This window comes from Azospirillum sp. TSH64, from assembly GCF_003116035.1.
Taxonomy (GTDB): domain Bacteria; phylum Pseudomonadota; class Alphaproteobacteria; order Azospirillales; family Azospirillaceae; genus Azospirillum.
This window is the reverse complement of the sequence record NZ_LGQW01000015.1, coordinates 3,681,858-3,700,159: the sequence shown is the minus strand read 5'-3', so window position 1 is coordinate 3,700,159 and position 18,302 is coordinate 3,681,858. Positions and strand designations below refer to the sequence as shown.

Annotated in this window: 17 protein-coding genes and 1 pseudogene; 1 reads left to right on the top strand and 17 read right to left on the bottom strand. The window is 66.2% G+C overall.

The features are described 5' to 3' along the window. Nucleotides 1–52: 52 nt before the first annotated feature. Together TSH64_RS18195 and TSH64_RS18190 are read right to left on the bottom strand one after the other, a co-directional pair. Nucleotides 53–1,540 (bottom strand): SulP family inorganic anion transporter, encoded by a 1,488-nt coding sequence (locus TSH64_RS18195; protein ID WP_109447040.1) that lies wholly within the window; start codon nt 1,538–1,540, stop codon nt 53–55. Between the two features lie 334 nt (nt 1,541–1,874). Next, the gene (locus TSH64_RS18190; RefSeq protein ID WP_109447038.1) at nt 1,875–2,108 is read right to left on the bottom strand and encodes a hypothetical protein; all 234 of its coding nucleotides are present in this window, start codon (nt 2,106–2,108) and stop codon (nt 1,875–1,877) included. Nucleotides 2,109–2,248: 140 nt separating this feature from the next. On the opposite strand from TSH64_RS18190, the gene hypF reads away from it, so the two are divergent. Next, nucleotides 2,249–4,489: a carbamoyltransferase HypF gene (hypF, locus tag TSH64_RS18185; RefSeq protein ID WP_109447036.1), complete on the top strand. Its 2,241-nt coding sequence runs from the start codon at nt 2,249–2,251 to the stop codon at nt 4,487–4,489. On the opposite strand, the gene TSH64_RS18180 is transcribed toward hypF, so the two are convergent. The 15 genes and pseudogenes from TSH64_RS18180 to TSH64_RS35930 all read right to left on the bottom strand — a co-directional run. Continuing rightward, nucleotides 4,459–4,821 carry a hypothetical protein gene (locus TSH64_RS18180; protein ID WP_146208048.1) on the bottom strand — a complete coding sequence of 121 codons (363 nt, stop codon included), beginning with the start codon at nt 4,819–4,821 and terminating at the stop codon, nt 4,459–4,461. The two genes, hypF and TSH64_RS18180, sit on opposite strands and share 31 nt — an antisense overlap. Before the next feature lie 136 nt (nt 4,822–4,957). Then, entirely contained in the window at nt 4,958–5,752 is a 795-nt protein-coding gene (cybH, locus tag TSH64_RS18175; protein WP_109447032.1) for a Ni/Fe-hydrogenase, b-type cytochrome subunit, read from the bottom strand. A 25-nt stretch (nt 5,753–5,777) separates the two neighbouring features. Then, nucleotides 5,778–7,592: a nickel-dependent hydrogenase large subunit gene (locus TSH64_RS18170; RefSeq protein WP_109447030.1), complete on the bottom strand. Its 1,815-nt coding sequence runs from the start codon at nt 7,590–7,592 to the stop codon at nt 5,778–5,780. Nucleotides 7,593–7,594: 2 nt separating this feature from the next. After that, nucleotides 7,595–8,668, bottom strand: coding sequence for a hydrogenase small subunit (locus tag TSH64_RS18165; RefSeq protein WP_199237598.1), 1,074 nt, complete (start codon nt 8,666–8,668; stop codon nt 7,595–7,597). Between the two features lie 193 nt (nt 8,669–8,861). Further along, nucleotides 8,862–9,410, bottom strand: coding sequence for a HupE/UreJ family protein (locus TSH64_RS18160; RefSeq protein ID WP_109447028.1), 549 nt, complete (start codon nt 9,408–9,410; stop codon nt 8,862–8,864). A 57-nt stretch (nt 9,411–9,467) separates the two neighbouring features. After that, the gene (locus tag TSH64_RS18155) at nt 9,468–10,955 is read right to left on the bottom strand and encodes a sigma-54 dependent transcriptional regulator (RefSeq protein ID WP_109447026.1); all 1,488 of its coding nucleotides are present in this window, start codon (nt 10,953–10,955) and stop codon (nt 9,468–9,470) included. Between the two features lie 45 nt (nt 10,956–11,000). Further along, nucleotides 11,001–11,342: a hydrogenase maturation nickel metallochaperone HypA gene (hypA, locus tag TSH64_RS18150; RefSeq protein WP_109447024.1), complete on the bottom strand. Its 342-nt coding sequence runs from the start codon at nt 11,340–11,342 to the stop codon at nt 11,001–11,003. Next, complete coding sequence (gene hybE / locus TSH64_RS18145) at nt 11,335–12,186, bottom strand: [NiFe]-hydrogenase assembly chaperone HybE (protein ID WP_109447022.1); 852 nt, start codon at nt 12,184–12,186, stop codon at nt 11,335–11,337. Before hybE ends, hypA begins: the two co-directional genes overlap by 8 nt. Next, a complete protein-coding gene (locus TSH64_RS18140) occupies nt 12,183–13,052 on the bottom strand; it encodes a hydrogenase expression/formation protein (RefSeq protein WP_109447020.1) in 870 nt (289 codons plus the stop codon). The genes hybE and TSH64_RS18140 overlap by 4 nt, the downstream gene beginning before the upstream one ends. Continuing rightward, on the bottom strand, nt 13,049–13,477 hold the full coding sequence (locus TSH64_RS18135; protein ID WP_109447018.1) for a hydrogenase: 429 nt from the start codon (nt 13,475–13,477) through the stop codon (nt 13,049–13,051). The genes TSH64_RS18140 and TSH64_RS18135 overlap by 4 nt, the downstream gene beginning before the upstream one ends. A gap of 4 nt (nt 13,478–13,481) precedes the next feature. After that, nucleotides 13,482–13,793, bottom strand: coding sequence for a HypC/HybG/HupF family hydrogenase formation chaperone (locus TSH64_RS18130; RefSeq protein ID WP_109447016.1), 312 nt, complete (start codon nt 13,791–13,793; stop codon nt 13,482–13,484). A 19-nt stretch (nt 13,794–13,812) separates the two neighbouring features. Next, on the bottom strand, nt 13,813–14,415 hold the full coding sequence (locus TSH64_RS18125; RefSeq protein WP_247873013.1) for a HyaD/HybD family hydrogenase maturation endopeptidase: 603 nt from the start codon (nt 14,413–14,415) through the stop codon (nt 13,813–13,815). Nucleotides 14,416–14,676: 261 nt separating this feature from the next. Continuing rightward, on the bottom strand, nt 14,677–15,972 hold the full coding sequence (locus TSH64_RS18120; protein WP_247873012.1) for a hypothetical protein: 1,296 nt from the start codon (nt 15,970–15,972) through the stop codon (nt 14,677–14,679). Between the two features lie 623 nt (nt 15,973–16,595). Then, nucleotides 16,596–18,011, bottom strand: a complete 1,416-nt coding sequence (locus TSH64_RS18115; RefSeq protein ID WP_282188151.1) for a nickel-dependent hydrogenase large subunit — start codon at nt 18,009–18,011, stop codon at nt 16,596–16,598. A gap of 52 nt (nt 18,012–18,063) precedes the next feature. Continuing rightward, nucleotides 18,064–18,302: pseudogene (locus TSH64_RS35930) on the bottom strand (HupU protein); the annotation flags it as partial.

Genomic DNA, 18,302 nt, shown 5'->3' with positions numbered 1-18,302 from the left:
GTTCCATCGCGTTCCCTCACGACGCCCTCTGCAAGGCGAGGGGCGTCGTCGGTCAGTGGGCCGGAGCGCGATCCCCGGCTCCCGGCTTGTCATGGGTCGCCAGCCGGTCGACGATGGTTTCGCTGGCCGCATTCAGGCCGGCGAGCCGCACCTCGGTCCCGGCGCGGCGGAACTTCAGCACGACGCCGTCGAGAGCCGCGACGCTGGAGATGTCCCAGATATGGGCGCCGGAAACATCGATCACCGCCGTGTCCAGAGCCTCCCGCACATCGAAAGACGCGGAAAAATCGTCGGCGGAGGCGAAGAAAAGCTGCCCCTCGACCCGATAGGTGCGGGTGCGGCCATCCTCCGACAGGGTGGAGGTGACGCGGAACATCCGGGCGACCTTGCCGGCGAAGAATATGCCGGACAGCAGAACGCCGATCAGCACGCCGATGGCGAGGTTGTGGGTGAGGACGACGCCGGCGACCGTCGCCAGCATCACGGCGCTGGAACTGCGCGGATGCGTCACCAGGCTTTTCAGGGATTGCCAGTTGAAGGTGCCGACCGACACCATGATCATCACCGCCACCAATGCCGCCATCGGAATGCGCTTCACCCAGTCGCCCAGCACGACGATCAGGAACAGCAGGAACAGGCCGGCGCAGAAGGTCGACAGCCGGCCCCGTCCGCCCGATTTCACGTTGATCACCGATTGTCCGATCATCGCGCAGCCGGCCATGCCGCCGAGGAAGCCGGACACCATGTTGGCGATGCCCTGGCCGACGCACTCGCGGTTCTTGTCGCTGCCGGTCTCGGTCATGTCGTCGACGATGGCTGCGGTCATCAGCGATTCCAGAAGCCCGACCACGGCGATGCCGGCCGAATAGGGCAGGATGATCCGCAGCGTGTCCAGGGTCAGCGGAATGTCGGGAAGCAGGAAGACGGGCAGGGTGCTGGGCAGTTCGCCCATGTCGCCGACCGTGCGGACGTCGATCCCGAAGCCGATGGTGACTGCAGTCAGCACCAGGATGCTGACCAGCGCCGACGGCACCGCCCTGGTCAGTCGCGGCAGCAGATAGATGATCGCCAGCCCGGCGGCGACCAGCGCATAGGTGACGGTCGGCACCCCCACCAGTTCCGGCAGCTGGGCCAAAAAGATCAGGATGGCGAGCGAATTGACGAAGCCGGTCATCACCGATTTCGACACGAAGCGCATCAGCGCCCCGAGCCGCAGGAAGCCGGCGCCAACCTGCAGCAGTCCGGCCAGTACGGTGGCGGCCAGCAGATATTGCAGGCCGTGCTCTTTGACCAGCGTGACCATCAGCACCGCGGTGGCGGCCGTCGCGGCGGAGATCATGCCGGGCCGGCCGCCGACGATGGCGATTGTCATGGCGATGGCGAAGGAGGCGTAGAGGCCGATCTTCGGATCGACCCCGGCGATGATGGAAAAGGCGATGGCTTCCGGAATCAGGGCAAGTGCGACGACAAGCCCGGACAGCAGATCGCTGCGCGTGTTGCCGAACCACTCCTGGCGGAGCCGTTGCAAATCGATGGTCATGGGTCTCGCAAGCTCAAGCCGGGACGGCGGCAGGGCGCACCGGCAAAGGCCGGATGGTAGGCCGCCGTCGACGATGATCAGGAATGAAAGTCGGAAATTGGGGTCGCTGCGAAACGGCGGCCGTCCGGTGACCGGGCGGTCGGGTTTCAGGTCAATGCGTAGGGCAGGCCGTCAGGGCGGCGTGACGCGATGCAGCATGGAAGCAGGCGTAACAGAATGTCGCAGGTCTTGGCAACACCATGCCGTGCAGCGCCTCGCATGGCTGTCCGGCACGGATACGAAAAAGGCGGCGCCCCGGTGGAGCGCCGCCCTCATCGTCCGATGATCTCGACCGTCAGGCCTGACGGGGCCGCAGCGGCGGGCCGTCGCGGAAGGGCTTGTCGACGCCGCCCTTGTCGTTGGTCTGGTTTTCCACGTCGCCCTCGAAGGTGGTCTCGCCCTGGGCCAGATCCAGGTCGTCCGGCGTCATGCCGGCGGCGCGGGCGCCCTTCGATCCGCCGATCTGCGGGTTGTCCTTCAGGTCGGCATCGGTCGGCTTGTCGGTCTTCTCGTGCTTGCTCGCGCTCATGGCGGCATCTCCGTTCCGGTTCCGCATGTCCCCCTGTCAACCGGCGCCGTGCCGGATGGTTGCGAAATCCCTTCTTCCTTTTGGGGAGATGGTTAGGATGTTGGACATCGGTGCAGCCGAAGACCATTTGACAGGCTCTCATGTCACACAAAGGCGAACGTCTGCGGATCCGCGTGCGCGGGCGGGTGCAGGGGGTGGGGTTCCGCCCGCATGTCCATGCGCTGGCCGGGCGTTTCGGCCTGACCGGCTGGGTGCTGAACGACCCGCAGGGTGTGCTGATCGAGGTGCAGGGCAGCGGCGTCGCCGCTTTCCAGGCGGCCCTGTCGGCCGAAGCGCCGCCATTGGCCCGCATCGATGCCGTCGAGTGCGACGCTGTTCCGCATGTTCCCGCCGAGGTCTCCTTCGCAATCCGCCACAGCCTGTCCGCCGGCGCCGTCGCGACCGGCATCGGACCCGACGCCGCGGTCTGTCCGGCCTGCCTGGGTGAACTGTTCGATCCGACCGACCGCCGCCATCGCTATGCCTTCCTGAACTGCACCCATTGCGGCCCGCGCTACACCATCACGCGGCAACTTCCCTATGACCGGCCGCAAACGGCGATGGCCGGCTTCCCGCTCTGCCCGGAGTGTCTGGCCGAGTATAAGGACCCGGGGAACCGGCGCTTCCATGCTCAGCCGACGGCCTGTCCGACCTGCGGCCCCCGTTTGTCGCATCCGCCGGAAGACATCGTCGCTGCACTCCGCGCCGGCAGGATCGTTGCCATCAAGGGTCTGGGCGGCTTCCATCTTGCCTGTGACGCCACGCGCCACGATGCGGTGGAGCGGTTGCGGCGGGTCAAGCAGCGCAACGGCAAGCCCTTCGCCCTGATGGTCGCCAACACCGAATCCGCCATCCGCCATGTCTGGATGGACGGCGGAGAGCGGGCGTTGCTGGAAGGGATGGCGCGCCCCATCGTCCTGCTGCGGCGGCGGGACGATGCGCCCGAACTGGCACCGGAGATCGCTCCCGGTCTGGTTTGGCTGGGCGTCATGCTGCCCTATACCCCGCTGCATTACCTGCTGTTCCACGAAGCGGCGGGGCGGCCGGACGGTACCGGCTGGCTGGACGCGCCGCAGGATCTGACGCTGGTGATGACCTCCGCCAACCCCGGCGGCGAACCGCTGGCCATCGGCAATGCGGAGGCGCGGGAGAGGCTGGCCGGCATCGCCGACCTGATCGTCGACCATGACCGCGACATTGTCATCCGTGCCGACGACAGCGTCGCGCGCAAGCTGGCCGGGGCCCCCGCCTTCCTGCGCCGCGGCCGCGGCCATGTGCCGGAGCCGATCCGGCTGGCCCATCCGGTGCCGCCGGTCCTGGCGGTGGGCGGCCATCTGAAGACGACGGTCTGCGTCACCCGCGGCGACGAGGCTTTCCTGTCCCAGCACATCGGCGACCTCGACAACGCCGCGACGCTGGCCTTTCTGGAGGAAACCGTCGCACATCTGCTGCACGTCCTGGGGGTCCAACCGGTTGCGGTCGCCCATGACCGGCATCCCGATTTCCAATCCACCCATTTCGCCGAAATGAGCGGCCTGCCGGCCGTGCCGGTCCAGCATCACCATGCCCATGTCGCCGCCGTGATGGCCGAACACCGGGTCGAGGGGCCGGCCGTCGGGCTGGCGCTGGACGGCTTCGGCCTGGGAGAGGATGGCGGGTCCTGGGGCGGCGAGATGCTGCTGGTCGATGGGCTGAGGTCCGAGCGTCTCGGCAGCCTTGCGCCGCTGGCCCAGCCCGGCGGCGATGTGGCGGCCCGCCAGCCCTGGCGCATGGCCGCCGCCGCCCTGGCGCGGATGGGACGTGCCGATGAGATCGCCTCCCGTTTCGCCGCCCATGGCCCGGCCGAGGGTGTCCGGCGGATGATCGAGCGCGGCATCAATGCACCGCTCACCAGTTCCTGCGGGCGCTGGTTCGATGCCGCCTGTGGCCTGCTGGGCGTCCGCGCGGTGGCCGGGTTTGAGGGCGAGGCGCCGATGACACTGGAATCCCTCGTGCGCCAAGCGCGCGTTGCGGACGGCGCGTGGCGGATCGAAGGGGGCGAACTGGATCTGACCCCCTTGTTGGAGCAGCTGCTGACCGTTGCCGATGCAGTGGAGGGGGCGGAGTTGTTCCACGGCACGCTGGCGGCGGCGCTGGTGGGCTGGACGCTGCCGGTGCTGCGTGGCCATGGCCTGGGCCGGGTGGTGCTGTCCGGCGGTTGCCTGATGAACGCGGTGCTGGCGGAGGAACTGGTGGCCGGCTTCCGTTCCGCCGGGGTGGAGGCGCTGCTGCCGAGGCTGGCCCCCGCCAACGACGGCGGGCTCAGCCTCGGTCAGGCGTGGGCGGCGTCCTTCGCCCTGTAGCCGAACAGCGGCATCTGCACAGGCGCCCGGACCTTCCAACGCAGGGGAGGGATTGCTGTGGTGCAGTTGGTCTTGTCGAATTCGTACAGGCCGCGATACTTGCCGATATATCCTTTGCGACAGGCACGGTGGAACCGCTGCGACGCGGTTTTCCAATCGTCGCCCGGCCGCAGCCAGCTGACATGGGCGGTGCCGGTGCGCGGGTCGGTGCGCAGGAACCGACCGCGTCCCTTCTCGCCCCGCACCCATTGGCCTGGGTTCAGCGTCAGCGCCCCGCGGGCCAGCAGCATCTTCACCTGCGGGGTCAGGTCGATGGTCGGAAAAAAGGGCATGACGTCCTCCTGACGCACCCGCATGGGGCGGCGCCGCTCTGGGAGACTCCGTGGTTTTCGGAACCTCCCAGAGATGGGAACGTAAGAAGAACTATTCAAGGTTTTCAAGGGAGGCAGCGTGCCGGGTAAGGTAATCCTACCCCATCCGCGCCGCCTTCTTCACCGGGCGCTCATGCTCCTCGTCCGCCGGGGCTTCGGCGTCCTTGAAGGTGCGCACGCCGCTGATCATGGTGGAGATGATCGATTGGCGGGACATGATGTCCTCGCGCACCGCGGCATAGACATGGACGATCACGAACAGCAGGATCGCCCACATGCCCATATGGTGCCAGGTGTGGACGTCCATGCTCTGGCCGAACAGCGGGATGACCCAGCCGAACAGCGTGTCCTGCCAGCTGCCCTGGCCCGCTCCCTCGCTGTAGAGCGCGAAGCCGGTGACGATCATGAAGACGCTGCCCACCGCGATGGCCCAGAACATAGAGAATTGCGCCAGCGGGTTATGGCCGACATACAGCTTCGGCTTGCGCTCCAGGAACAGATACCAGCGGGCTTCCAGGAACAGCTCCCCCCACCAGTGACGGTCCCAGAAGGGAAAGCGGAACAGCTGCTTGGCATGGTGGTTGCCGACGAGAGCCCAATAGAGCCGGCCGATGAAGCCGATGGCGAAGATGTAGGCCGCAGCGAAATGGACGAAGCGGATGTAGCCCATCAGGAAATTGGCGCTGGCCTCGCCCGGCATGGTCGGCAGCGGATTGGCGATCAGGTAGCCGGTGACCGACAGAACCACGATCGCCAGCGCGTTGACCCAGTGCCAGACCCGTACCGGCACCTCGTACACATAGATCGCCTTCAGGAAACGGCCGGCCGCCGGAGCGGCCGTCCCTTCCTCGTCCGGTGTCGCGACCGGCTTCGCATCGTCGAGAGGAGCCATGACTTAAATCCTCCTCGGCTGCCGGTCAGCGTACGGTGACGCGGGCCAGTTCGGCGCCGTCCGGCGCCATGACGTGGGTGGAGCAGGCAAGGCACGGGTCGAAGCTGTGCAGGGTGCGCAGGATCTCCACCGGCTCGTCCGGGCGGGCCATCGGCGTGTTCAGCAGCGACGCCTCGAACGCCCCGATGTTGCCCTTGGGATCGCGCGGGCTGCCGTTCCAGGTCGTCGGCACGACGCACTGGTAATTGTCGATCTTGCCGTCCTTGATCTTGATCCAGTGGCCGAGCCCGCCGCGCGGCGCCGCGACGGTGCCCACACCCTTGGCCTCCTTCGGCCAGGTCTTCGGGTCCCATTTCTCGACATTGGCGGTGGCGGTATCGCCGGCCTTGATGTTGGCGATCAGGGCGTTCCAGTCGTCCATCATCATCGTGCAGCAGTACTGGCATTCCAGCGCGCGGGCCAGTGTGCGGCCGATGGTGGTCGGCAGCGCCTGCTGCGGCGTGAAGCTCGTGCCGGCCAGCGCGTTGAAGGCGCCCAGCGATTCGGTGATCTGGTCCTTCACGTAACCGACACCCTGGGCATAGGCCAGGATGTAGCGGGGCAGGGGGCCGACCTCCACCGCATGGCCGCGCCAGCGCGGGGCCTTGATCCAGGAATATTTGGCGGCCTCGTCCAGCTCCTTGATGTCGGTGCGGGTGCCCTTGGTGTTGGCGCCCAGCTCGAACTTGGCCTGGGTCACACCGTCCCACGGGTGCAGGCCCTTGCTCTCGTCCTCGTAGTGATACCAGCTGTGGGCGACGAACTCCTGCACCTGCGCCGGGTCGCGCGGGTCGATGGGATGGACCTCGTTCCAGTTGCCGTTCAGGATGACGCCGCCCGGGAGCTGGCAGGTCGAATGGTCGTACGGTACCTTCTCGTAATCGCCATAGTCCATGACGTTGGTCGCCGACAGGCCGCCGCCATAGAGCCAGTCCTTGTAGAAGCTGGCGATGGCCAGCACGTCCGGCAGATAGACGTTCTCGACGAAGGCGGTGGCTTCCTGGATGCGGGCGCGGATGAAGTTCAGCCGCTCCATGTTCAGCGGCGCGCCCGACGACCCCGTGCCGTCCATGTTGATGGCGCAGGGAACGCCGCCGACCATGTAGTTCGGGTGCGGGTTCTTGCCGCCCAGGATGGTGTGGATCTTGACGATGTCCTTCTGGAGGTCGAGGGCCTCCAGGTAATGGGTCACCGCCATCAGGTCGGCTTCCGGCGACAGCTTGTAGGCCGGGTTGTCCCAATAGCCGTTCTTGAAGATGCCGAGCTGGCCGCTCTCCACGAATTTCTTCAGGCGGGTCTGGACGTCGCGGAAATAGCCGGGGCTGGACTTGGCATGGCGCGGCGACACCGCTTGCTGGAGCGCCGAGGTCGCCTGCGGGTCGGCCTTCAGCGCATTGACCGGGTTGACCCAGTCCAGCGCGTGCAGGTGATAGAAATGGACGATGTGGTCATGGACCTGCAGCGTCTTCGCCATGATCTCGCGGATCAGGTGGGCGTTCTTCGGGATGCGGATCTGGAGCGCATCCTCCACCGCGCGGACCGAGGTCAGTGCGTGGCAGCCGGTGCAGACGCCGCAGATGCGCTCGACGAAGGCCCAGGCGTCGCGCGGGTCGCGGCCCTTCAGGATCACCTCGAGCCCGCGCCACATGGTGCCGGTGGAGACGGCGTTGCGGATGATGTTGTCGCTGTCGACATTCACCTCGCAGCGCATGTGACCTTCGATGCGGGTAACCGGATCGACGACGATGCGCTTGCCGCCGGTGTCGAGCGAGAAGCCGTTCGGGGTCTGGACGATGCCCATGGTCAGACGTCTCCCTTGTGCTGTGCGCGCTTCAGGGCGCTGACCGCCGCATGGGCGGCGATGATGCTGCCGACGCCGATGGCGGCGGTGGTGCCGATCTGGTCGGCGTTGGCCTCGATCCCGAACTGGAGGATGTCGGATTGGCGGGCGTACCAGGACCCCTTGTCCCAGAAGCCGTCCTCCGAGCAGCCGATGCAGCCGTGGCCGGACTGGATGGGGAAGCTGGTGCCTTCGTTCCAACGCACGGTGGAGCAGGCGTTGTAGGTGGTCGGGCCCTTGCAGCCGACCTTGTAGAGGCAATAGCCCTTGCGAGCGCCCTCATCGTCGAAGGATTCGACGAACTGGCCGGCGTCGAAATGCGGCCGGCGATAGCATTTGTCGTGGATGCGCTGGCTGTAGAACATCTTCGGCCGGCCCTGGCGGTCAAGCTCCGGGATGCGGTCGAAGGTCAGCATGTAGGTGATGACCCCTGTCATCACTTCGGCGATCGGCGGGCAGCCGGGAACCTTGATGATCGGCTTGTCGGTGATGACCTCATGCACCGGGGTGGCGCGGGTCGGGTTCGGGCGCGCCGCCTGGACGCAGCCGAAGGACGCGCAGGAGCCCCAGGAGATGATCGCCTTGGCGTCCTTGGCGACCTTGCGCAGCTGGTCGGTGAAGGGCTTGCCGCCGATGATGCAGGACATGCCATCCTGATTCAGCGGCGGGTTGCCTTCCACCGCCAGGATGTAGTTGCCCTTGTACTTCTCCATCACCTCGTCGAGGATCGCCTCGGCATGGTGGCCGGCCGACGCCATCAGCGTGTCGTCATAGTCCAGCGAGATCATCGACAGCACCACGTCCTTCACCAGCGGGTGCGCCGAGCGGATGAAGGATTCGGAGCAGCAGGTACACTCAAGCCCGTGCAACCACAGCACCGGGGTGCGCGGCTTGGCTTCCATGGCGTGGACGATCTGCGGCACCAGTTCCGGCCCCAGCCCCAGGGCCGCGGCGGTCAGCGAGCAGTATTTCAGGAACGAACGGCGTGTGATCCCCTGCCGCCGCATCACCTCGTAGAAGGTTTCCAGCGTTGCCATCGGTTTGTTTTCTCCCGTCGGGCAGCACCGGCGTGCGAGGGGCCGGTGCGCTTCTCCCGCGGGCATAGGCAACAATCGTGCCGTAGTACGAACATTTGGCAAACCAACGGTCACGAAGGTGTAAGCTCCTTTGCCGCTGGCAACTCGCCGGCCGAAACGACGGCCGGGGTGGAAAGTCCGTTGCCGGTATCGGTCAGGCCGTCCGGCCATCCTCTTCCGGCTGGCCGATCAGGCGGTGGAGCGCCCAGCCGATTGCGACGCCGGCTGCATGCAGCCCGGCGGTGCTGGCGAGGAAGCCGGCGGCATAGCCGAGCGCCGCGGCATCGGCCGGCATCTCCGCGCCATGGGCGAAGCCGTGGAACAGGCCGAAGCCGGCGGCGAAGACGACACCGATCAGGCTGTTGCGCGACATCGGCATGACGCACAGCAGCGCCAGCACGACGGTGGAGGCATAGATGGCCGGCTCGACCAGCGGCAATTCTCCGCCCGCCAGCGCGAACAGCCCGCCGGCCAGCATGGCGGCCAGGAAGGCCCCCGGCACCGCCAGAACGGCACGGCCGCCGATGGTGGCGCCGTAGACGCCGACCGTGACCATGGCAATCAGGTGGTCGAGCCCGCCCAGCGGATGTGCGGCACCGTCGAGGAAGCCGGCCCCGGCGAGATGGCCGGGATGGGCAAGGGCAGGGGTGGCGGCAAGCACAATGGCCGCGGTGACCGCGGCAAGGCGGGTGAATTTCGACATATCGAACGGCTCCTCGGGGATTCTTGTGGTTTTGGTGATTTGGGCGGGAAAGGATGACTAATGCCGCTGCGCAGGCCCACGCTCGATGCCGTAGCGTTCCAGCTTGGCGCGCAGTCCCATGCGCGACAGCCCCAGCTCGTCGGCGGCCTTGCTCTTGTTCCAGCGGCAGCGGACCAGCGTTTCCATCAGGATGCCGGCTTCCACCCGCTCGATCCGCGACTTCAGCGGCCCACCCTGGCCGATCAGGTCGAGCGGCGGCAGCGGCCCATCCTCCGGCGAGGCCGGGCGGGCATTCAGCGCCGCACCGCGCAGCACAGGATCGGACAGCAGGTCGGCGCTTAACGTGTCGCCTTCGCACAGAACCAGCATGCGCATGATCTCGTTCTGCAACTCGCGCACGTTGCCCGGCCAGCCATAGGATTCCAGGCAGGCCAGCGTGTCGGGGGCGAAGCCGCTCACCGGCTTGCCGTGGGCGGCCGACAGCCGGTCGAGGATGTGGCGGGCCAGCACCGGGATGTCGTCCGGCCGGTCGCGCAGGGGCGGCATGGTCAGCGTCATGGTGCTGAGACGGTAATAGAGATCCTCGCGGAAGCGGCCGGCCTTCACCTCGGCGGTCAGGTCGCGGTGGGTGGCGGCGACGACGCGGACATCGACCCGCCGCGTCTCGTTGGACCCGACGGGCCGGATTTCGCCCTCCTGCAGGAAGCGCAGAAGCCGGACCTGGAAGGCGGGGCTGATGTCGCCGATCTCGTCCAGAAAGATGGTGCCGCCGTCCGCCTGCTCCAGCAGGCCGACGCGGTTGCTGTGGGCGCCGGTGAAGGCACCCTTCTTGTGGCCGAACAGTTCGCTTTCCAGCAGCTCGTCCGGGATGGCACCGCAATTCTCGCAATAGAACGGCTGGTCGGAGCGCGGGCTGCCGTAATGGATGGCGCGGGCCAGCAGCTCCTTGCCGGTGCCCGTCTCACCCAGCACCAGAACCGGGACGTTGAAGCCTGAAACCCGTTCGGCCTGCCGGCAGACCTCGTCGACCGGGCTGCCCTCGGCACGGATCAATCCGTCGAAGCGGTAGGACTTCCGGACCCGCTCGCGTCTGGTCGCCACCCGCGTCTCTGCCAGCGGTGGCAGCAGCTTCAACTCGCTGGTCAGGCGGTCGTGCTCGCGCTGGAGCCGGTAGAGCCTCGCGGCGTTGCGGGCGGTCAGCAGCAGATGGTCGGGGTGCCAGGGCTTGGTGATGAACTGGTGGATGCCGGCGGTGTTGATGGCGCCGATGATGTCCTCGGGGTCGATGTAGCCGGTGATGACGATGCGCACCACGTCGGGCCAGCGCTCGCGGACCTGGGTCAGGAATTCCACCCCGCTGACCTCCGGCATGCGCTGGTCGGAGAAGACCACCTGAATCCATTCCGTTTCCAGCAGGCGCAGCCCCTCTTCCGCCGAAAGGGCGGTGAAGACCTCGAACTCCTCGTCCAGCAGGCGGGCGATGACCTCGACGGAGCGCGGCTCGTCATCCACCACCAGGATGCCGGGGCGGGCGGGATCGGTCATCGCGCGGGGTCCTTCCTCATCGGGCCTGCCTCTTTCGAGCTCGCCTCATTCAACCTCGAGATCCTTGATCGTCATTTCGGTGCCGCCGTTGGGATGCAGCCGGCTGCCGCCGCAGTGTGGGCAGGACGACAGCCGGTCGTCCAGATCCACCGTGTCGTTGCAATCGAAGCACCAGCCGCGGCCCGGCACCTCCAGCACCACCAAGTCCGCCCCGTCGGCCAGCGATCCCCGCGTCACCACGTCGAAGCCGAAGCGCAGAGCCTCCACCTCCACCCCGGCGAAGCGGCCGATCTCCAGGCGGACCTTGGTCACGCGGCTGAAGCCATTCGCCCGCCCAGCCTCCTCCATCGCCTGGAGCAGGCTTTCGCAGAGCGCCATCTCATGCATCCGCCAAGTCTCCGGTCCCGCTATTTCCGGTCCCCATTCCCAGCAGTGCCCGGCGCGACGGGTGCGCCGGCTCGGCCGGGGCCGGTGCGGCGTCCGGGGGCGGCGCCAGTTCCTCCTCGCGCCGGCGGCGGATCTCGGCGGTCTGGGCGCCGTCTTCGCGGATGGAGGGATCGAAGAGGGAGACCAGAGCCGCCGAGGCCGTTTCCGTCGCCTGGAGCATCGAGGCGAACTCGAACATCGGCGAGAAGAGCGAACAGGCCTTGTAGGCGCCGACGCCCTTGCGGTTGGCATGAACGAACTCATACCAGCCGGACGGAAACTCGATCAGTTCCTTCGCCCCCGGCACCAGCCTCGACCACTCGTCGCCCTCGCCCGGCAGCAGGACGAGGTTGAGAAACCAGGGGGTCACCAGGGCGCCGAGCCAACGCTCGCCATGGCGGCGGAAGCCGACGGCCTTCACTGCAAGCGCGTCGTTGACGATGGGCATGCCGCGCATCTGCGCCGTGTGGATTTCCCGGAAAGCCGCTTCCAGCCGAGCGATGGCCTCGGCCGGCAGGGCCGGGCCGGTCACCGGCGCAACGGCAACCGGCAGGGTTGCGGTTTCCGTGGCCATCGGCTCGCCGTCCAGCGCCATGAACTGGTCGCGGGCACCGTCGCAGACCGGGCATCGCCAATGGTCGGGCAGGGCGGCAAAGGCTGTGCCGGGCGGCACCTGCCACTGCTCGCATCCCTCCGCCGGGTCATAGACATGCCAGCAGATCTTGCATTCCATCCGCGTCGCAGCGCCGATGCGGCTGGCGTCGCCGAGATAGGAGCCCTCGAAGCGGGAGGCAACGGCGCTCATCGCACCCGCTCCAGGTCGGTCGCCAGCGCGTCTAGGATCTCGCCCAGCCGTTCCGCGCTGTCGGCGATGTCCTCCACCGCGGCGCAAACCACCGCCGGCACGTCGACGATCTCAACCGTGTCGAGGATCAGTGTGTCAACCGAATTGTAATAGCGCACCCACCAGACATTCGGCGTCGCCGTGGCGGTGACGCGGCAATTGCCGTAGCCGCGCGACAGGATGGTGGTGGCGCCGACACCCAGATGCTGTTCGACGAAGGCCAGATCCTCCGGCGTGTGGGGCAGCAGGCTGAAATTCACCGCATGGGGGCCGTCGCCGCGGCGCCAGGCGGCGCTGCGGTCCAGAAGCTCGGTCAGGATCGGCTGGCCGTTCATCAGACCGGCGGGCGCCGGGCCCGTTGCAGCCGGGGTGGCGGCAGTGAAGGCGCGGTTCAGCGCCACCTTTGGGAAGCTGCCGACCAGCAGGCTTTCCCGCGACGGCCCATCGCCGAAGGCGCGCACGCGCCAGACGCCGGCGAGGGACGCCTCCTGAATCTCCAGCCGGTCGCCGGCCCGCTCCACCTTGACCGCGACCTCGCCCTCGCCCAGCGCCTCGTCGACCAGGGCCAGGACGGGAGAGTCGAGATCATCGACCGGAATGCGGATTTCCTCGCCGGGCGACCAGTCGGCAAGCGCCCTTTGGATGCGGACGAGCACCGCGCGGGCCGCTGCCGCACAGGCGGGATCGACGACCTCCGGCAGGTGCGGTTCATAGACGCGCATGCCGGACGGCATCGGCAGATACTCCAACCCTTCCTCGCTGGCGTCGGGCTGGCTGCCGGGGCCGAAGCCGACCGGCGGATGTGTCATGCCGAACAGGGAACTCATGCCGCACCGCCTTCCAAGGAGCCATCCAGGATCTCGCCGATCCTTTGCAGATAATCGTCCCAGTCACGCACGCGCGGGATGCTGCCCAGCAACCGGTCGCCGCGCAGGAAGACCAGCGACGGCAGGCTCATCATGCCGGCCAGCGCCAGGATCGCGCGCTCCGCTGCTTCGCCCGCCACGGCCGGAACCAAGCGCGGGTGCAGCGCGCGGACCAATTCCGGCAGGATGACGGCCACGTCGGCGGTCTCCGCATTGCCCTTGCCGTGGCCGGGCAGGAAGACCACCCAATCCTTCGCCGCATCGTCCAGCCACGGCCGGTCGTCGGCATGGTCGAGCCGCAGGTAGCCATGCACGTCGGTCAGCAGATCGACCAGCGGCGGCAAGGGCAGCCGCTGCTTGGCGGGAGGAGGGGCAAGGTCGGTCATGGCGTCAGGCCTCCGTCAGGCCGGCCGCGCGGGCCGCCTCCAGGTGGGGGGGAAGGGTCGGCTCTCGGCCGGTCAGGTCAGCGAAGGCGCCGTCGAGGCTTTCCCCATCCAATGCCGCGGCCATGGCCGCCAGCGCGTCGAGGATCTGGGCGGCCTCCTCCGGCTCCAGCATACGGCGAGCCGCGCCGAGGAAGCCGAGCACCCAGTCGCCGGCGGCGGCCTCCGGAACCAGCGACAGGTCGACGGCCGAGCCGTTCTCCGCCCGGCCGACCACGCCGTCGACGCCGGTGAGGCGCAGGGGAATGCCGATGCACATGCTCTGGGCGCTCCCGGTTTCAGGCCTGGTTGGCGGACAGCGCCGCCAGGATGCGGGGATCGCCGATGCGGCAGGCCTCATCGGCGCTCGGGCGTCCGCCTTCATAGGCATCGCGGGCGATGGCCGGGGCAGCGAGATCGGCGGCGGCATCGCGGCGCGTGCCCTCCACCCCGAATTCGTCGCGCAGAAGCGTGAGGATGATCCCGATGGTCGGAGCGACCTGGGCGGCGACGGTGTCGGTCAGGCCGCCACCGTAATCCTCCAGGCACTCCGGCTGAACGCCGACCAGGATCAGCGTTTGCGGACAGCGGCCCAGCAGCATGGCGCTCGCCAGCACCTCCTGGAAACCGGTCTGATGCAAGCTCATCTTCTTGGCGCCAAGGAACGCAGGCACGTCATCGCCCTGGAAGACGCGGCTGGTGCCGGGCGGCAGCCCATAGTCGATGGCGTCGACCACGATCAGCGCGTCCGCGCATTCCAGATGCGGCAGCAGATACAGGCCCTGGGTCCCGCCATCCATCACGGTGACGGTGTCGGGGAAGCGCCAATCGGCGGCCAGGCGCTCGACTGTGCGGACACCGAATCCCTCGTCGGCCCACAGGATGTTGCCGATGCCCAGCACCAGGATTCGCGCCGTTCTCCGACCGCCCTCGTTTCCAGCCAACTCCATTTGTGCCCCGGCATCCGTCCAATGATGCGGCGTCCTGCCGCCGGACCATCGTTCGTACAAGTTCCATGCCAGGATCGGCGGCCGGGTCAGGCCATTGATCAGATTGAATATTTCCACAGCCATCGCTCGACATAGCAGCGATTGTGGATATCAACATTACAGCATGCGTGGAAGCTGGCAACCAGCTTGCCAGTATGGCTGTAAGCTTGCCGGTCAGTGGTGACGGGTGGTCTTGGCGGATTTCTGGATCAGTTCCCGTTCGGTCATGCGCTTCATATGGCCGGGCACGTCGGTGTCCTGGCCGATCAGCGGTCCCGCCACATAGGACGCCCCGGCGTCCTCGGCGATTCGCAGCATGGCCGCCGACCGGATGCCATCGACGAAGAAGATCATGCCATGGCGCTGCACGTGGATGCCAAAGTTATGGAGGCGATTGGTTGCCCGTGCATCCGGTTCTCCGGCATGAACCGTTATGCCCATGCCGCGAACGCCCGCCTGGGCGAACGCCGCGAGATTTGGCGCTCCGTCGTCGAGCAGAACAAGGACGGCACGCGAATATGGCTTCAGGATCGTCGTGACTTCGGAGATTCGGCTGTAGGGGACGCCGGAGGGAACCCCTTCTATGACGAACACGATGAAGGGTATGAGATGCGACGGGATCGAATGGCAGCGAGCGAGATATTTCCGCCGGTGCCGGCCAATCGAGAGGGTCGAAAGGCTCACCGTCAGATTCTGGATATAGCGGAAGCTGTTTTTGTACAACTCCTCATAAATTTCTATCGACTGGCTCAGGAGCTCCATATCGATTCTGAATCTGTAATCCTCGCTTCGCGCATCATCCGCCGACAAGGTATTCAGGATACGTTTCGTTTCCTCATCGGCGTGGCACACATAGGTGGACAGCACCTTGTGGGATGTGTCGAACACCGGGCGATAGCAGATGGTTGGGTGGAAACTGCCGCCCTCGTGCGCATTGGCGGCTGGAGCCGTCCGAACATCGCCGGCATCGGGCGCCTCGTTTTGCAAAGAAGCGGCGCCCTGCAGGGCGGCTCTCGCAATCAACTGATCGAGCTGCATCGCTTCGACGGCGATGTTGCCATCGAGTTCGGTCACGATGCTGCGCACGGTTATCTGGCTCGTGTCGCTGTTTCCCAGCATCAACCGATGCAGTTCCGACACGATCCTGCCGCAGATCAGTTCGGCAGCCTGCCGGTCGAGCGTCGCGAAGACCACCAGATAGTTCGCCTCGTCGGCCCGCAGCCAGACGTCGGTGGGAGGCAGATGGCGGTCGAACAGTCGTTCGGTCTGCTCATAGATGCGCTCCTTGACGATGTCCCAGCGCTTGCCCAGCCGGTCGCGCAGGGTGCCCAGTCCGATCAATTGGACCGCACCGGCCGAATGACGCTGTCCTCCAGCCAGAATGTGCCGCAGGCGTTCCTTCGTCTTTTCCGGGATTGCCGGCGTCTCTTCAACCGATGGGGCGGGATCGGCGAATGTCTGGTCAGTCATGGCAGCATCCCCTTTTATCGACGCACGGGAACGGGGCTTCCGATCAATGCAAAACTTTAAATCAGATTCTTAAAAAACAAGGATTTATAATGACAATTATCATCGATCATTTAGAATAATGTAAGTGTGGAGAGGAGGTTTTGTTTCTGATCTAAGTCCGCTTCATCCGTCATCTGATTTAGTGTTCCAACAAATGTTGAAGGAAATCCTCTAAAAATCTGACGCGGTCAGCATAGGTGAAAACCTGTACCTTCCAGGGACGCCGTCGCCGTGATGCAGGGTTAGCTCTTTTCCCGTTTTTTGGGCATCGGCGAGCGGGAGGCGCAGCGGGCGATGGATCGTCGGCGCGCTGTCGACAGGGGCGGGCGGCAAGCACCGTTCATTGTTCCAAAACTCCGAACGGTGAATCCGGGAACTGGGCGTTTATCCCGATGCGGACGAGGCGTAGATCCTTTGGAAAGGAATGAACCCCCGGTCCCAAGGAGATTGAAAATGGCCCCGATGGTCTCTCTGCTGATGTTCGTCAGTGTAATGTCCTATGCTGCCTTCATCATCTCATAATAAAAACCTCAATGCGGATTTCTGATATTCTTAGAACCTATAGTATAATTAAGTAAAAATAATCAATGAACGGTACATGCCATGCAAGGATCGAAAGATCTTACGATGTGCTGAACAGAAAGCGGCGTGCGTTCTCCTTCCCTAACTGGGGCTCCGACAAGGGCCTTCTCCAAAGGACCGGGTACTCCGTCCAGATCACGCGGTGAAAAGTTCCAGGTGGTCGGGGCGATGATCTGGTAGGAGGCGATCTTCCCGCGTTCAACCCGCAGCCAATGGCCCAATGCGCCGCGCGCGGCCTCCGTCAGCCCAACCGCCTGCGCGCTGTCCGGCATTTCCGAAGCCGCACACCATGAGGCGGACGGATCGATGGCACGCAGCCAGCCTTCCATCGCGTCGGTGGTGCGGGCCAGTTCCAGCAAACGAGCGATCACGCGGCTGCGCACCGAACCGCCATCCTGTGCAGTCAGCGCCCGGATCAACGGATGGCCATCCACCAGTTGCCGGGCAATGGCACCGGTTTCATAGGGCATGCCATCCAGCCGCGGCGCCTTGCACCAGCTGTAGCCGGTCTCGTCCATGCCATCCGGAACGGTCGAACCGGAGAAAGGCGGATGCGGGCGGTCCTGCCCGGCCATGCAGCTGAAGCGGTGATGCTCCGCCACCCGATCCGGATCGAAGGGGCCGGCGTGACCGTCGGCGAAGATGCCGCGGCGATAGAGATGTCCGCCCTCCGGCTCGGCATAGGCGCCGTGGCTGAGGAACCGGCCATAGGCCCGGCCGAGGCCCGCAAGCTCCAGATCGTCGGCGATCTCCAGGAACAGACGGAAGTCGCCGGCCGGACCGGAGATGCGCCAACGTTCCAGATCCTCCGGCCCTGCGAGGGCCAGCACCCGGTCGAGCGGCGCGCCGAACAGGCTGTCCTCCAGGAAGCGGCGGAAGCTGCGGACGGTGGCGAGCAGCCGCACCCGGTCACGCGCATCCACTGCACGGGTGACGCCGCCGGGCTGGAGCGTCAGGGTGTGCGGCCATTTGCCGCCCAGGATGCCCAGCACATGGAACAGCTCCGCCCGCGCCGCAGTGGCACTGCGCACCGCAATGCCGTGGGCGGCCTTGAACCGCGCCTCCGCCCTCTCGAACCAAGGTCGGCCCTGGTAGGCGGGGCGGGCGAAGTCGGGCATGAAGAACAGGTGGAAATGGGTCAGATGGTCGGCGATATTCTCGGTCGCCGTCATCAGGTTGGTCGCGAGCAGTCCGTTGCGCGGCACCTCCAGCCCCATGACGCCGGCCAGCGCCAGCGCCGCCGCATGGCTCTGGGAGACGGAGCAGATGCCGCAGATCCGCGGGGCGACCACCAGCGCATCCATTGGGTCGCGCCCTTCCAGAATGCGCTCGAACCCGCGGAACAGCGGCGAATTTACGTAAGCGGCAGAGACACTTGTGCCGTTTATCTCAAGCCGGACTTCAAGATCGCCTTCCACTCTGTTGAAAGGACCGACGATCAGACGGCGGTTTGGGGCTTCACTCACCCGATCAGCCTTTCCGGGTGGGACGGATGGTGGGAGCGACGAGGATGCGGTCGGCGGCGGCGTTCCGGCGCACCCGCTCCGGCGTCGCTGCCTTCGCCAGGGAGGCCAGCGCGACGAACCACGCCTTCGGCATATCGGTGGGCAGGCCGATGGGAATGCCTGCGAATTTTGGCGTCTGCTGGAACGGATGTCCGGGCTCCTCGAACCCCGGTGCCGTGCAATTGATGCAGGCGTACCCGCCAC

Excerpts from the sequence above, each read along its gene's own strand:
- TSH64_RS18195 (WP_109447040.1), bottom strand. The coding sequence starts at position 1,540 with ATGACCATCGATTTGCAACGGCTCCGCCAGGAGTGGTTCGGCAACACG.
- cybH (WP_109447032.1), bottom strand. The coding sequence starts at position 5,752 with ATGGCTCCTCTCGACGATGCGAAGCCGGTCGCGACACCGGACGAGGAA.
- TSH64_RS18135 (WP_109447018.1), bottom strand. The coding sequence starts at position 13,477 with ATGACCGACCTTGCCCCTCCTCCCGCCAAGCAGCGGCTGCCCTTGCCG.
- TSH64_RS18130 (WP_109447016.1), bottom strand. The coding sequence starts at position 13,793 with ATGTGCATCGGCATTCCCCTGCGCCTCACCGGCGTCGACGGCGTGGTC.
- TSH64_RS18190 (WP_109447038.1), bottom strand. The coding sequence starts at position 2,108 with ATGAGCGCGAGCAAGCACGAGAAGACCGACAAGCCGACCGATGCCGAC.
- TSH64_RS18120 (WP_247873012.1), bottom strand. The coding sequence starts at position 15,972 with ATGACTGACCAGACATTCGCCGATCCCGCCCCATCGGTTGAAGAGACG.
- hybE (WP_109447022.1), bottom strand. The coding sequence starts at position 12,186 with ATGAGCGCCGTTGCCTCCCGCTTCGAGGGCTCCTATCTCGGCGACGCC.
- hypF (WP_109447036.1), top strand. The coding sequence starts at position 2,249 with ATGTCACACAAAGGCGAACGTCTGCGGATCCGCGTGCGCGGGCGGGTG.
- TSH64_RS18165 (WP_199237598.1), bottom strand. The coding sequence starts at position 8,668 with ATGGCAACGCTGGAAACCTTCTACGAGGTGATGCGGCGGCAGGGGATC.
- TSH64_RS18140 (WP_109447020.1), bottom strand. The coding sequence starts at position 13,052 with ATGAGTTCCCTGTTCGGCATGACACATCCGCCGGTCGGCTTCGGCCCC.
- TSH64_RS18160 (WP_109447028.1), bottom strand. The coding sequence starts at position 9,410 with ATGTCGAAATTCACCCGCCTTGCCGCGGTCACCGCGGCCATTGTGCTT.
- TSH64_RS18155 (WP_109447026.1), bottom strand. The coding sequence starts at position 10,955 with ATGACCGATCCCGCCCGCCCCGGCATCCTGGTGGTGGATGACGAGCCG.
- TSH64_RS18180 (WP_146208048.1), bottom strand. The coding sequence starts at position 4,821 with ATGCCCTTTTTTCCGACCATCGACCTGACCCCGCAGGTGAAGATGCTG.
- hypA (WP_109447024.1), bottom strand. The coding sequence starts at position 11,342 with ATGCATGAGATGGCGCTCTGCGAAAGCCTGCTCCAGGCGATGGAGGAG.
- TSH64_RS18170 (WP_109447030.1), bottom strand. The coding sequence starts at position 7,592 with ATGGGCATCGTCCAGACCCCGAACGGCTTCTCGCTCGACACCGGCGGC.